Origin of the sequence: Paenibacillus sp. FSL L8-0641 (assembly GCF_038006265.1) — a bacterium.
Taxonomy (GTDB): domain Bacteria; phylum Bacillota; class Bacilli; order Paenibacillales; family Paenibacillaceae; genus Paenibacillus; species Paenibacillus polymyxa_D.
Genome location: NZ_JBBOUW010000001.1, coordinates 5453720 through 5468818, shown reverse-complemented (window position 1 = coordinate 5468818; position 15099 = coordinate 5453720). Strand labels below are relative to the sequence as shown.

Annotated in this window: 11 protein-coding genes and 1 pseudogene; 6 read left to right on the top strand and 6 right to left on the bottom strand. The window is 44.0% G+C overall.

The annotated features are described in order from the left end of the window. Positions 1 to 545 precede the first annotated feature (545 nt). Entirely contained in the window at positions 546 to 1994 is a 1449-nt protein-coding gene (locus MKY16_RS24715; protein WP_029518884.1) for a DEAD/DEAH box helicase, read from the bottom strand. A gap of 286 nt (positions 1995 to 2280) precedes the next feature. On the opposite strand from MKY16_RS24715, the gene MKY16_RS24710 reads away from it, so the two are divergent. Then, positions 2281 to 2691 carry a YjdF family protein gene (locus tag MKY16_RS24710; RefSeq protein ID WP_016822512.1) on the top strand — a complete coding sequence of 137 codons (411 nt, stop codon included), beginning with the start codon at positions 2281 to 2283 and terminating at the stop codon, positions 2689 to 2691. A 147-nt stretch (positions 2692 to 2838) separates the two neighbouring features. Here the strand turns inward: MKY16_RS24710 and MKY16_RS24705 are convergent, their stop codons facing one another. Next, complete coding sequence (locus tag MKY16_RS24705; RefSeq protein WP_340957468.1) at positions 2839 to 3420, bottom strand: TetR/AcrR family transcriptional regulator; 582 nt, start codon at positions 3418 to 3420, stop codon at positions 2839 to 2841. Between the two features lie 318 nt (positions 3421 to 3738). Between MKY16_RS24705 and MKY16_RS24700 the strand changes: the two genes are divergently transcribed. From MKY16_RS24700 to MKY16_RS24690, 3 genes and pseudogenes are all read left to right on the top strand, one after another. Further along, complete coding sequence (locus tag MKY16_RS24700) at positions 3739 to 4800, top strand: LLM class flavin-dependent oxidoreductase (RefSeq protein WP_029518881.1); 1062 nt, start codon at positions 3739 to 3741, stop codon at positions 4798 to 4800. Positions 4801 to 4824: 24 nt separating this feature from the next. Next, positions 4825 to 5764 (top strand): annotated as a pseudogene (locus MKY16_RS24695) (alpha/beta hydrolase). Between the two features lie 298 nt (positions 5765 to 6062). Beyond that, positions 6063 to 7019, top strand: coding sequence for an endo-1,4-beta-xylanase (locus tag MKY16_RS24690; protein WP_340957467.1), 957 nt, complete (start codon positions 6063 to 6065; stop codon positions 7017 to 7019). A 196-nt stretch (positions 7020 to 7215) separates the two neighbouring features. Here the strand turns inward: MKY16_RS24690 and gnd are convergent, their stop codons facing one another. The 4 genes from gnd to MKY16_RS24670 form a co-directional block, all read right to left on the bottom strand. Continuing rightward, positions 7216 to 8619 carry a decarboxylating NADP(+)-dependent phosphogluconate dehydrogenase gene (gene gnd / locus MKY16_RS24685; RefSeq protein ID WP_340957464.1) on the bottom strand — a complete coding sequence of 468 codons (1404 nt, stop codon included), beginning with the start codon at positions 8617 to 8619 and terminating at the stop codon, positions 7216 to 7218. Positions 8620 to 8726: 107 nt separating this feature from the next. Further along, positions 8727 to 10073, bottom strand: a complete 1347-nt coding sequence (locus MKY16_RS24680) for a GntP family permease (protein ID WP_029518877.1) — start codon at positions 10071 to 10073, stop codon at positions 8727 to 8729. A 27-nt stretch (positions 10074 to 10100) separates the two neighbouring features. Further along, positions 10101 to 11639 carry a gluconokinase gene (gntK, locus tag MKY16_RS24675; RefSeq protein ID WP_318627776.1) on the bottom strand — a complete coding sequence of 513 codons (1539 nt, stop codon included), beginning with the start codon at positions 11637 to 11639 and terminating at the stop codon, positions 10101 to 10103. After that, positions 11632 to 12363 carry a GntR family transcriptional regulator gene (locus MKY16_RS24670; RefSeq protein ID WP_029518875.1) on the bottom strand — a complete coding sequence of 244 codons (732 nt, stop codon included), beginning with the start codon at positions 12361 to 12363 and terminating at the stop codon, positions 11632 to 11634. Before MKY16_RS24670 ends, gntK begins: the two co-directional genes overlap by 8 nt. Before the next feature lie 212 nt (positions 12364 to 12575). Between MKY16_RS24670 and MKY16_RS24665 the strand changes: the two genes are divergently transcribed. Continuing rightward, a complete protein-coding gene (locus MKY16_RS24665; protein WP_025719225.1) occupies positions 12576 to 13871 on the top strand; it encodes a GntP family permease in 1296 nt (431 codons plus the stop codon). Between the two features lie 21 nt (positions 13872 to 13892). Continuing rightward, positions 13893 to 15038, top strand: a complete 1146-nt coding sequence (locus tag MKY16_RS24660; RefSeq protein ID WP_209950092.1) for a glycerate kinase family protein — start codon at positions 13893 to 13895, stop codon at positions 15036 to 15038. The last annotated feature ends 61 nt before the right edge of the window (positions 15039 to 15099 follow it).

Below are 15099 nucleotides of genomic sequence, written 5' to 3'. Positions count from 1 at the left end.
TCCGGCCATTATGCAATTTTGTTCTGTCTGTTATGGAGAAATACTCTTTATGTAATCACCTCTAATGCCTTGATGTGGATTGTATCCGTACCTATGTGGTGGCTGCTAGTTGAACGTGTCAAAACAGGCCAGGGCGCTGAAATTTTCATTTCGTCATTACCATTCATTATATTGTTATACATATTTGCTGTATTGCTACCCGAAATTTCAATTGTTCTATTTAGACATTACATTTTTAATAAGTTTAGACGTCGTAATAGTAAGTAATCTCTGAAACGATTCAGGAGTGCTTTTCCAAAACAACCTATGGATTAGGTAAAGTGGAAGGAATGAGAGATAAAATAAAATTAAGTTAAGTTAAGTCATTGATAAGGTGAAGATGACTATTGGTTTTATCCAAGAGAGCACACAATTTTCTTGCAAATTCAAAATGGAAAGATGAATTAAACGATCAAGAGGTAAACTCGGCAATCCCGCCCGTTAGCTAACGAAAACTATCGGCTGTACGGGCGGGGTTGCCTCACCTTCTTTTATGCAGCATACATCTACTTATTATTCCCTTTGCGTACCTTTAACAGCTTACCCTTTACGGTTGTATTCTTCATAATCTCAAGCACCAATGGACCCTTGCCATTCAGAATCTCGACATCTGTCACATTATCTAGAATCGTAATGATCCCGATATCATCTGCGTTGACTCCGTCAAGCTTAGCGATGGTCCCCACGAAGTCGACAGCTCTAAGTTTTTTCTTCTTACCGCCGTTAAAGTTCAGCTTCATAATCTGTTGGTTTAATTGCTCGCGCTTATCTTTTTTGAGTGCGGTTTTTACATGCAGTTTTTGCTCAAAATCTTCTCTACGGAGGTCAACAGCCTCTTCTGAGGGAGCCTTTACCTGCGGAATCGCGAATCCAATATATGCTTCGATATCAGCTAATCTTCGGCCATCCTTAGGAGTGATGAGGGAAATGGCCTTCCCTGTTTTGCCAGCACGTCCCGTACGTCCTGTGCGGTGAACATAGCTTTCCTTCTCAAGGGGAATATCGTAGTTAATGACATGGGTGATATTCGTGATATCAATTCCTCGTGCGGCAACATCTGTTGCAATCAAGTAACGAAATTGACCCCTTCTGAATGCATTCATTACCTCAAATCGCTCGTCTTGCTCCATGCCACCATGAATGCGATCACATGGATATTCAAGATCAGCCAATGCCCTGAATAATGTATCTACATTCTCCTGCGTACGACAGAAAATAATGCAGCTGTCAGGATTCTCAACAATGAGCAGATCTTGCAGTAGTGCCAGCTTGTCTGACTCCTTCACCTGAATAAGAGAGTGATCAATTGTAGCGGTCGTTATACCAGTCGCTTTAATCTCAATTCTAACAGGGTCTTTCATATATTTACGTGACAGTGTGGCTACGTCCTCAGGGAAGGTAGCGGAGAATAACATGGTAACCCGATCACTAGGCAGCGCTTGAATAATCGACTGAACTTGCTCGATAAAGCCCATATTCAGCATCTCATCAGCTTCATCAATCACGAGATAGGCAATCCGATCTAACGGTAACGTCCCTCGTTCAATATGATCCAGTACACGTCCTGGCGTACCTACAGCCACATGCGTCCTTTGTTTTAACTCAGCCTTTTGGATATGAAAAGGATGTTTCCCATAAAGGGGTGTTGCTTTGATCCGCTTAAAGCGTCCAATATTCGTGATGTCTTCGGTGACCTGTAACGCGAGTTCACGGGTTGGCGTCAGGATTAAAGCTTGGGGCTTATTCTCATTCCAATCTACTAGCTCACAGATTGGAATGCCGTAGGCCGCTGTTTTGCCGCTACCTGTTTGCGATTTGGCGACAAGATCCTTCTTTTCAAGCGCCACTGGAATGACTTCCGTCTGAATCTCTGTTGGCGTCTCATAGCCCAAGCTATTCAGCGCTCTTACAATTTCTTCACTTAATGCGTAATCTGTAAAATGCTTCTGACTCATTTTCAACCTCTTCTGTTCTGTATTTAAGTACCATTACATATATCATGTCATCGTGTACCGAACTTATACTCATCTAGTATACTCTATATCCAGGTTCACTCTAATACATATCAGCGATTAACTTGCTGTTTTCCAGTAAGGCAACTATACTTTTTCTGAGACGAAAAAACACAGTCTGGTTGGTAGTCCAGACGCATGGACGACTCTATAATAGCAAGAGTGTCATGTCAGTAACCTTCCCCCCTCGGGATGTCCATCGTTTCGATTTAAAATGAGGGGGATTCAAATGAAGCTTACGATTTATCATGATGGACAGTATTGGGTTGGAGTCGTGGAGGAGCAGGACCAAGGGAAATTGAAGGCAGCCAGGTACATTTTTGGTACAGAGCCTAAAGACGAAGAGATTCTCCATTTTATTCGTGAGGAAATGTGTGAACTTGTTAGTCGGCTTTCACAAGAGGTGGCTGTAAAGGGGTCTGAGACGAAGAAGATCAATCCAAAGCGGTTAGCAAGGCAGGCAGCGTATGAATTAAGGCGAAAGGGAGTCTCTTCCAACGCACAAGAGGCCTTAAAGTTAGAGTATGAGAAGCGTAAGTTGGAGAAACGTACTTACTCTAAACAGCAAAAGGAATCTATGAAGGCACGGATAAGGGAATTAAAGGAGAAAAAGGCGAAAGAAAAACATCGTGGACATTAATAAAACCTCCATCGTTATCCGCAATTGTAACGAATTGTTTTATATCAGCATATGTAAAAATATGTGTTACGCACAAAGGGCACCCGACTGGGTGCCCTTTAAACTGTCATATAGAGATTGGTATCCGCTAAAATGAATGACTCCAAATTACTTAAGCAGTGTAAGTGTCACCTCTATCGTGTTATTAATAAATGATCGTTCTGGACGAGACTTTATCATTACGGTCAGTCCAATTAACGATACGACTAGCGCCTGTGATACAGCCTTCGCATTGAGCCCGATCTCAAGCTCACCTGATTGTATACCTCTTTCAATGGTTTCTTGAAATATAACCGCTAGGTACATTTGATGCTCCCTTGTAAGAATTTCAAACTTCTCATCATGGGGCGCAAGTTCAACCATTGTATTAATGCAAAAGCATCCTTTTCTAGGATTTTCCGAATATTCCTCATCGACCACACCTTCAAAGAAAGTCCGAAATGCTTCTTTTACAGATGGATTGCTTTGAAGTTTGGTTCGGATCAGAGAAGCACGGGACATCATGTATTTGCGCAGCGCAGCTTCGAACAATTCTTTTTTGCCTCCAAAAGTGGAATATATACTGGGTCGTTGAATTTCCATTCTGGAAGTTAAATCACTCAATGAGGTAGCTTCATATCCCTTCTCCCAAAATATTTGCATAGCTGCATCTAATACTTTATCTTCGTCAAATTCGCGGATTCGTCCCATAATCAATACCTCTCATTGTTCGTAATTTTATTCTTAATTCCATGACTCTGACCATAATTGTTAGGGGTCTTTATTTGCGTACCAGTTAGTATGTTATTATCTTATAATTAGCCCGTTATATTGTCAAATGCAGATTGGTTTATCGCACCAAGGAGATATCAGTATGAGGATAAATCAAAGTGTCTTTACTATATTTATTGACAGTACTCTTTTTAATGAGTTATATTTACTGGGAAAAATATTTTACCGATCGGTATGATATTTTACCGGTATTTAATTAACATACAAAGAAAGCTATTAGAATAGGAGAGATGGACGATGGAGATAGGTATTACTTCGTTTGTAGAAACAAAGCCCGACGTTCAGACAGGTGAAGTGATAAGTCACGCACAGCGATTGCGCGAAGTTGTCGAGGAAATTATCCTTGCTGATCAAGTGGGGCTTGATGTGTTTGGTGTAGGTGAGCATCATCGGAAGGATTATTCTGCATCTTCACCAGCAGTTGTGCTGTCAGCGGCTGCAGCGCAGACGAAACGGATTCGGCTGACCAGTGCAGTGACAGTGCTTTCTTCAGCTGATCCCGTTCGCGTTTTTCAGGATTTTGCTACGCTGGATGGTATTTCGAATGGACGTGCGGAGATTATGGCGGGTCGAGGTTCCTTTATTGAATCTTTTCCACTGTTCGGCTATGACTTGGAAGACTATGATGAGCTGTTTGAACAACATTTGGAATTGCTCCTTAAAATACGGGAGTCCGAAAAAGTAACCTGGAAAGGCGGACATCGGCCAGCAATTAACAATTTGGGTGTGTATCCACGGCCGGTTCAGAATCCTTTACCCATATGGGTTGGCAGCGGGGGCAGGCAGGATTCTGCTATCCGGGCAGGTCTGTTAGGACTGCCCTTGATACTCGCGATCATTGGCGGGAATCCGGTAAATTTTGCACCACTTGTCCAGCTTTATAAGAAGGCAGCAGCGCACGCCGGTCATGAGGAATCAAAGCTTAGGGTTGGGTCGCACTCGATAGGATTTGTCGGAGAGAATAATGAGCAAGCTGCAGATACATATTTCCCTTCTACGATGGCAGGTATGAATAGATTGGGCAGGGAGCGGGGCTGGGCACATTATGATCGTTCTAGCTACGATGCCGCGCGCAGCTTTGAAGGTGCGCTGTATGTCGGCGATCCAGAGACTGTTGCCCAGAAGATCATTCACCTTCGCAAACATGTAGGTGTTACTCGCTTTATGCTGTATGTTCCGTTAAGCACGATGCCGCATGCCGAAGTGATGAGAGCCATTGAGCTGCTAGGAACAGAGGTAGCACCCCGAGTTCGGAAGGAAATAGCCAAGTGGGAAGCGGAGACGGAGAAAAGATTGTAAAAACCAAACATAGGAGTGACTTGCATGGATTTTGAAAATCGTTTATTACCAGAATTAAGGTCAGTAATCGCACAATTTCCTGGTTTTCAACTGGAAGAGAATTTAGAGCTGAGCAGAAGCTATTTGTCTAGTCCTCCTATTGAGCAGTCGGAGCACGTACGCACGACAAGCCGGATGATTCCGAGTGTAGCAGGCGAGATATTAGTCAAAATCTACGAACCTGCTCAGCGAACTGACGTTAGGCTACCGGCCATGCTGTGGATTCACGGGGGAGGCTATGTGATGGGGCATCCTGATATGGACGATGCTTTGTGCGAACGCTTCGTGCAGGCGGCCAAATGCGTCGTCGTATCGGTCGATTACCGACTTGCTCCTGAGCATCCCTACCCGGCTGCCATCGATGACTGTTATGCCGCTTTGACGTGGATGACCGACGAAGCGGAGCTGCTGGGCATTGACTTAGATCGGGTCGCCATTGCAGGAGCAAGTGGGGGCGGCGGGCTGACCGCAGCACTTGCTTTAATGGCTCGTGACAAAGGTGGGCCAGCCCTCATTTTCCAAATGCCGCTGTATCCGATGATCGATGACCGCAGTATTACGGCGTCAAGTCATGAAATTACGGCCGATAACGCACCATGGAACCGGAAGAACAACTTGGCGGCCTGGAACATGTACTTAGGCAATCGTACCGAAGATAGCGAGGTGTCCCCATATGCGGTGCCGTCGAGAGCAGAAAGCTTGGCTGGGCTGCCGCCGGCTTATACGTGCGTAGGCCAGCTCGATCTATTCCGAGATGAGACGATCGAATATGTGGGACGCCTTGCCCAAGCGGGGGTGGACGTCGAATTCCATCTGTATCCCGGCACATTCCACAATTTTGAGGGAATAGTTCCACAAGCAGAAGTAAGCCAACGTCCCTAGCCAAAGTTATGTAGACGCAATTGCAAGAGCCCTTAATCCTTAAACTATTAAATAGGCAGTCTCCAAAGTGATATGTTCCCAAAAGAGTAGGCAGGTTAAAACTTGCTACTGTAAGGGGAGCATATCACTTTTTGCATCAACCTTTTTTTGTCATTTCGGAGTTGTTTGGGATAAAGGAGCACCAGGTTTTCAGTCGCCCCGCAATGATGTAAAGTTTTTCGGGTAAAATCTTTACTTTTACATGTAGCAGATAATAACCTTACATTCTTATAATTGGAAATGTAAGCGATTTATTTAAGAGTAGGAATATTAAAAAACTATACGTATGAGGAGGAGATTGTATGTCGAAATTTAAAGTGGGCAAGTTGGTAAGCGGCTTGGCGTTGGCGGGTGTGTTGTTATCATCAGTTCTGATAAACCCGGCTAGTGCCAGTATGGCGAACGGTGGCAAATTCCTGGGGAATGTCATTGCGGGCAGTGTCCCTCCTAGTTACGGGACATACTGGAATCAAGTGACGCCGGAAAACTCGACTAAGTGGGAATCGGTTGAAGGCAACCGTAACAACATGAACTGGTCACAGGCCGATACCGCCTACAATTATGCCCGTAGCAATGGCTTCCCGTTCAAGTTCCATACGTTGGTATGGGGTGCCCAGGAGCCAGGTTGGGTTAGGGGGCTGTCGGCTGCTGATCAGAAAGCGGAAGTGACTCAGTGGATTAAAGCAGCAGGTCAACGCTATCCGAATGCGGAGTTTGTAGATGTGGTGAATGAGCCGCTGCATCAGAAGCCGTCCTATCGCAATGCCATTGGTGGTGACGGGTCGACCGGATGGGATTGGGTCATATGGTCGTTCCAACAGGCCAGACAAGCCTTCCCCAATGCTAAGCTGCTGATCAATGAATATGGAATTATCAATGATCCTTCGTTAACCGACCAATATGTCAATATTATTAATCAGCTCAAGAGCAGAGGCCTGATTGACGGAATTGGTATCCAATGCCACCAGTTTAGCATGGACACTGTTTCAGTTAATACGATGAACACTGTACTGAACAAGCTGGCGGCAACAGGATTGCCAATCTATGTGTCGGAGCTGGATATAACTGGCGACGACAACACCCAGCTTGCCAGATACAAGGAGAAATTTCCGGTATTATGGAAGCATTCTGCGGTGAAGGGAGTTACGCTCTGGGGGTATATCCAGGGACAAACTTGGAAGCCGAACACACATCTGCTGAACTCTAACGGCACGGAACGTCCCGCGCTCCAATGGCTGAGACAATATCTGCAAAGATAAGCTATGGGTGGCACTTAAACCCCAACAGATGCAAACTTTTGCCAAATGTCTGGGCTGGGTAGATGTTTATTTGAAGAAGTCTTGGCTGAAATGTTATACGCCCAAGGCTTCTTTTTATTTAGCTTAAACGAGGAGTGCCCTAATGAAGGGAAGGAACCACTTCATTAGGGCACTGGAGATTTACTACCACTATCGATCACTGCCAGTTTGTATGAAAGGACCCTGCTGCATCACTTCGTTCATAAGTATGGGCACCAAAATAATCCCTTTGTGCTTGCAAAAGGTTAGCATTTGAAATGCCTGTCCGGTAACTATCGAAATAAGTAAGTGAAGCACTTAAACATGGAAACGAAATACCAGAATTAATACCCTCACAGACTACTTTTCGCAATCCCAATTGATACTCTTTAACCTTTTCAGCAAAATACGGGGCGATTAAGAGATTAGCCAAATTCGGCTGTTCTTGATATGTTTCGCTTATTACATTTAAGAATTTGGCACGAATGATGCAACCACCACGGAAAATAAGGGCAATATCCTGTAAAGGTAAATTCCATCCGTAAAGCTCAGAAGTCATTTTATATTGTATAAATCCTTGCGCGTAGGCACAAATTTTACCCATATAAAAAGCTTGTCTAATGTACTCAATCCACACATTTTTATCTAAACTTCGCTGATCAATCTCTGGGCCTGTCAGGATATTTTCTGCATAAACTCGTTCTTCTTTTAAAGAGGAGATGTAACGGGCAAACAATGACTCTGTAATAATGGATGATGGGATTCCATGATCAATTGCTTGAATACTTGTCCATTTACCTGTGCCCTTTTGCCCTGTTTTATCCAGAATCACATCGATCAGAGGTAAGCCTGTTATTTCATCTTTTTTTCGTAAAATCTCTGCGGTAATTTCGATTAAATAACTTTTCAGTTCCCCTTGATTCCATGTTTCAAAGATGTCGGCAATTTCATTAACAGATAAACATAGCCTCTTTCTTAAAAATGTATAGACTTCTGCGATTAATTGCATATCTGCGTACTCAATTCCGTTATGTACCATTTTTACAAAGTGACCGGATCCTTTTGGACCCATATAAACACAGCAAGGGTCTCCGTCTACTTGGGCTGCTATTTTTGTTAGAATAGGAGATGCTTTTTCATATACGTCTTTATCTCCACCAGGCATGATCGAAGGTCCATGTAAAGCCCCAACTTCGCCGCCGGAAATACCGATTCCTAAATAACCGATTCCTTTTGACTTCAATTCATCATATCTACGTTCCGTATCTTTGTAATGGGAGTTACCACCGTCCATGATCACATCGCCTGCTTCAAGGAAGGGGACTAATGTACCTATTACCGAATCAACCGGTTTGCCCGCTGTTACCATAAGGAAAATTTTCCTTGGAGTTTTTAAGGAGCAGACAAAATCTTGAATTTCGTAGTAGGGATGGATGGAGTGACCTTCACTTTTTTTGACAAGATCGTCCGTTAAATCCCTCGTATAATTATAGACAGCGACTTGCTCGCCTTTACCAGCCATGTTTAAGGCGATATTACGGCCCATTACCCCTAAACCAATGACACCCATTGTGTTGGACATTTTTTCTGCTCCTTTTGTTTGAAATGAATAGGCCGTAGATCCTCACTTATAAACTTAGAAGATTCTAAGAAAAATAAGTGGGGGATCTACCGCCCGGGAATCGTGGTTTATACGAATAAACTTAGTACTAAAATAAATCCTAATCCGGCTACCGAAATGATGGTCTCAAGCAATGTCCATGTTGCAAATGTTTCTTTCATGCTTAAACCAAAATACTCTTTAAACATCCAGAAACCAGCATCGTTAACATGTGAAGCTATTAAACTACCCGCTCCCGTGGCGAGCACAACTAAAGCAAGATTAACGTCGGATTGTCCTAACATCGGTATAACTAAACCAGCGGTTGTTAAAGCTGCAACAGTTGCAGAACCTAAGGAAATACGTAAGATTGCAGCGATGATCCAGGCAAGTAAAATGGGTGATAATGTAGTTCCATTGAATAATTCAGCTACATAGTCGCCTACGCCGCCATTAATCAGTACTTGTTTGAAGGCTCCGCCGCCCCCAATGATTAAGAGCATCATCCCAATATGAGTAATAGCCGTTGTACAAGATGCCATTACATTTTTGATTGGGATTTTTCTTGCTATTCCCATGGTGTAGACAGCTACCAGTAAGGAAATTAACATGGAAGTTGATGCATCACCAATAAAACGGATCGCTGCTAGTAAACTATTATCTTCAAATCCCATTGTTTTTTGAAGCAAAGTTATAATCGTAGCAATAGACATTAAAATGACAGGAAGCATTGCAGTAAATACACTGATTCCAAATCCAGGAGTTTCCTCGGACTTAAATACTTTTTGTTCACCTAAAGAGGCAATATTACCAGTTTTCGTAAATGATGCAGGTACGAGTTTTTTGGCAAGCTTCGTAAATACAGGTCCAGCTAAGATAACGGTTGGAATGGCAATAATGAAACCGTAAAGTAAAACCTCACCAAGGTTCGCGCCATATTCACGGGCAATAACTGTCGGCCCTGGGTGTGGAGGTAAGAAACCGTGTGTTACGGATAAAGCTGCAATCATCGGAATACCGAGATGTAAGATAGAAACCTTTAATTGTTTTGAAATGGCAAATACGATTGGAATTAACAATACTAATCCTACCTCAAAAAATAGCGCCACACCGATAATGAATGAAGCAGCTACGACCGCCCATTGAATATTTTTTTCACCAAATTTGTCTACGAGGGTCATGGCAATTCGTTGAGCACCACCAGAATCAGCGATCAACTTACCTAACATCGCTCCAAGTCCAAAGATTAACGCTAAGTGACCAAGGGTTCCGCCTAATCCGGCTTCGATGGTTTTAACAATTTCTTCTAAAGGCATTCCAAGTGCTAAAGCGACGCCGAACGATACAATGATTAATGAAATAAAGGTGTTCAATTTGAAGCCCATGATTAAAACGAGTAATGCTAAAATTCCAATCGCTACGATAACTAATGGCATTGTAATTACCCCCTGCTTTTTATCTTTTTAGTGTTTAATTAAGCTTCTTTGATAATTGGAAATCCGTGTATAATCGTCTTCTAATACTCTGGATAGGTTAATGAAAATCGGCAGCAATTTCCTGTATTCCTTGGTTGCTTCTTCTTTTGGTGTATGTTTGTTGGTACTGCCAACCATTTCAGAGACGACTTCAAAGGACTGGATTTTTCCGGTGGCATACAAGCCTAAAATACAAGCTCCTAGACAAGAACTTTCGTAGCTTTCTGGAACGACGACTTCAGATGCGAATATATCGGACATCATTTGCCGCCAAACATCTGACCTCGCGAAGCCTCCAGTAGCTTGAATTCGGGTCACGGGACCGTCCATGCATTCAGTTAATGCCAAAAATACGGTGTACAAATTGTAAATGACTCCTTCTAGGGCTGCGCGAATCATATGTTCTTTCTTGTGTGACATCGTCAAACCGAAGAATGAGCCACGTACATCTGGATTCCATAATGGCGCACGTTCACCAGCCAGGTATGGATGGAATAACAATCCGTCAGATCCTGGTCTTACACGTTCAGCAATCTTGGTTAGTACATCATATGGATCAATTCCTAGTCTTTTCGCTGTTTCTACTTCTGATGAGGCAAGTTCGTCACGGATCCAGCGAAGGACCATCCCGCCATTGTTCACCGGCCCCCCAATAACCCAGTGCTTTTCTGTTAAGGCATAACAAAATATTCTTCCCTTTTCGTCTGTTTGAGGCTTGTCTATAATGGTTCGAATGGCACCGCTTGTCCCAATTGTGACGGCAACCTCGCCTTTTCGTATCGCATTTACACCTAGATTAGAAAGGACTCCATCGCTAGCTCCAATAACAAACGATGTTTGTGGATCGATCCCCATCTTTTTTGCTAAATCTGAATCACAGTTGGTAAATATCTGGGTTGTTGGCACGAGCTCAGATAATTGAGAAGGGGTTATACCCGCAATTTTTAATGCTTCTTCATCCCAATCTAATTTTTCTAGATTCATCATGCCCATGGCAGAAGCTAGGGAATAATCCACTACATATTGATCAAAGAACTTTTTGAAAATATATTCTTTAATTCCGATATACTTTTTAACCTTGACAGCGGTTTCAGAAAGATCATTCACAATCCAAGCTATTTTTGTTAAGGGTGACATGGGGTGAATGGGTGTTCCTGTTCGTTTATAGACTTCATGGCCATTCAGCTCATCTTTTATTTTATGTGCCCATGCTTCACTTCGATTATCTGCCCAAGTGATACAAGACGTAAGTGGGAGGTCATGTTCATCCATCGCAATGACACTATGCATGGCACTGCTAAATGAAACAAACGATAGCTTTTTTTGTGAGTGATGTTTCATGATATTCGAAATGGCCTGTAGGACAGCCTGAAATATCTCTTCTGGATTTTGTTCAGCTGTCGCTATGTCCGGTGTATAAAGCGGGTATCCAATATTCTCTTGTTGGATGACTTCGCCCTTTTCGCTAAATAGAACGGCTTTCGTACTTGTGGTCCCGATATCTACACCCAACATATAGTTAGTCATTTGGTTGCACGACTCCTTTAGATAGCATTTGTTGTGACATCCATAGGTCTTCTACTTTACCTTGAACATCATCAAAGTTTTCATGTAAAGACTTGATCATGAGGTCTCTATCTTTTGCTTTGATTGCTTCAATATAAAGTTCGTGATTGTTTATAATCCGTGTAAAATCTTCATACTTTTCTTTGAAACGCATACGCATCGACAAAAGAATGAGACTTTCCATAACAGGCTTTAGATTATTCCAAATCATCAGAATATGAGAATGATTGACTGCACGAATAATCGTTTCATGGAATAAGACATCTTGATATGAAAACTCATCAGCATCACCATATTTAATGGCGACTTTCATCATTTCGAGTATTTTACTAAGTTCCTTCGCCAAATCATCAGTGTCCATCTTTACAAGACGTTCAAATACGAAGGATTCTATGAGCAGACGGACATCATAAATTTCTTCTATTTCTTTTTCTGATAAACCAATAACAACGGCTCCCATTCTTTCTAATCGAATGATATTTTCGGATGCCAGTATTTTTAACGCTTCACGAATGGGTGAGCGACTTACAGTGAAATCAGCAGCTAGTTTATTTTCAGATAATATGGTACCGCTTTCAATCCCGCCAGAAATAATGCGCATTCTAAGCTCGGAAGTTACGCGATCACCAGCTGAGGCTTTTAAAAGCCATTTGGAGGGATATAGGAATTCTGATTCGACCATCATTTCACCTTCTCAATTAATCAAGTATACTTGTATACAGGTATTATAATCTTAAATTTTAAATTTGCAAGCGTATTCATTAAATTTGTTTTGTAAGCCTGTTCGGACTTTTTTGTGCAAATGCACAATCAATTTCGTCTGTTCTTCAATATTTTTCACATACAGCAATCGATATAATGAAAGCGTAATCAAAAATTGCCCGGGGGGTTAGACAGATGGAAGGATTGACGATCAGTTGGATAGGGGCTCTGGCAGGGCTGGCTATTGCAATTATTCTGATATTAAGAAAGCTGAATCCGGTTTATGCTTTATTTTTGGGAGCTATTGTAGGCGCTTTATTGGGCGGAGCCAATCTGGAGCAGACGATCAGCGTGTTAATAAGCGGTACGCAAAGTGTGATGGGGACGGTCATTCGTGTGCTTGCCGCAGGTGTATTGGCAGGCGTAATGATGGAATCCGGGGCGGCGGAGACGATTGCGCAGGCTATTGTAAAGAAATTTGGCGGTAGTAAAGCGATACTCGCACTAGCCTTAGCGACGATGATTATTACGGCGGTAGGTGTATTTATTCCCGTTGCCGTGCTGATTGTGGCACCTATTGCATTGTCGGTCGGTAACAAAATGGGGATTTCCAAGCTGGCGCTCCTGTTGGCTTTGTCTGGAGGCGGAAAAGCGGGGAACATCATCTCTCCCAATCCTAATACGATTGCGGCGGCGCGCGGATTTAATCTGGATTTAAGCCACGTGATGTTGGCGGGCGTGGTTCCTGCGATATGCGGTTTAATCATGACTGTATTGGTGGCATCTATGTTGAAAACCAAAGGTGTGAAGGTGTCCGACCAGGATATTATGGACAGTGATGTCGATACATCGAAATATCCAGCGTTGGGACGGGCGATTGTAGCCCCGCTGGTAGCTGTTATTTTGCTGATGATTAACCCGATTGGTTCCATCTCCGGCATTGAAGCACTTTCGAGTTTCAAGGTGGATGCGATGTACATTTTGCCGATCGCCGGGATTGTGGGTATGCTGGCCATGGGACAAGGGCGCAATATCCTGAAGTATTCGGCCTCCGGTTTAAATAAAATGACAGCGACTGTGCTGATTTTGATCGGTGCAGGCGGGATTGCCGGTCTGATCTCTGCCTCCAACTTGTCTGCACAGGTGGTTGGCCTGATTGAAGCTTCGGGAGTTTCCGGTACATTTTTGGCACCGCTTGCAGGTATTCTGATGGCAGCCGCCACGGCGTCCACCTCGACGGGAGTTATTTTGGCGACAGGCTCGTTTGGGGAAGCCATTCTGAACATGGGGACGGCCCCGCTCGCCGCAGCTGTGATGGTGCATACAGGAGCTACAGTCATTGATTCCTTGCCGCAGGGCAACTATTTTCACGTCACGGCAGACAGCATGAAAATGAGCATTAAACAACGGATGGGATTGATTCCTTACGAAGCTATTGTGGGTGGGACGATGGCAATTGTAGCGACACTCATGTATGGATTTTTACTTTAATATTTACAATGGGGTGAGAAGATGAGAGAGAAAACATTTGTGCTGGCACCAGATTCTTTTAAAGAAAGCATGACGGCTAAAGAAGTGTGTATCGCGATGGAGAAAGGACTGCGCAAGGTCTATCCAGCAGCGAATTACGTCCACGTACCGATGGCGGACGGCGGTGAAGGAACGGTGCAGTCACTGGTGGATGCGACAGGCGGACAGGTTCGTTATATTGAGGTGACAGGACCACTTGGAGAACCTGTAACTGCTGCATACGGCTTGCTGGGAGACGACACCACGGCGGCAATCGAGATGGCATCCGCCAGTGGAATCCATCTGGTTAACAAGGATAACAAGAACCCGTTAAAGACAACCACCTACGGTACAGGGGAGTTAATCCGTGAATGTCTGAACCAGGGAATTCGAAAAATTATCATCGGCATTGGCGGAAGCGCGACGAATGATGGCGGTACAGGAATGGCGGAAGCACTGGGCGCCAGATTTCTGGATGCAACAGGCAATACTCTTCCGCGCGGTGGCGGTAGTCTGGGCGAGCTGGCCAGTGTCGATATTTCATCACTGGATGACCGGTTGCAGCAGGTACAACTGATTGTAGCCTGTGATGTGACAAATCCGCTGTGCGGAGAGCATGGGGCCTCTCAAGTATTCGGGCCACAAAAAGGGGCAACCCCGGAGATGGTGCAGCAATTGGATGCCAATCTTGCCCATTATGCCGATGTGGTGAAGCAGCAACTAGGCAAGGATGTGCGCGATCTCCCAGGCGCAGGCGCAGCAGGTGGATTGGGTGCGGGCTTATTGATTTTCACTCAAGCGGCGCTGCAAAAAGGCATTGAAATTGTGATTGAATACACCGGTTTAAAACAAAAGCTTGCCACGGCCGATATCGTTTTGACGGGGGAAGGCGGTATTGATTTTCAGACTAAATTCGGTAAAACTCCTTATGGAGTAGCTCAGGCGGCCAAACAGTCTGGCAAAAAGGTTATTGCGGTTGCAGGTTATATCGGGGAAGGGATCGACACGTTGTACAAGGAAGGAATAGATGCGGTGTTCGGCATCGTACCGGGAGCCTCGGAGCTCGGTAAGCTGCTGGCCGAAGGGCCGCAAAACGTAGAGCGTACGTGCGAGAATATCGCAAGAGTACTTCAATTCAGCGAGAAGTGAACCGAATAATACGAGCGCTCGCCTGTAATCCCGAGCTTAGCTAAAGCCGGATTGACTGAGA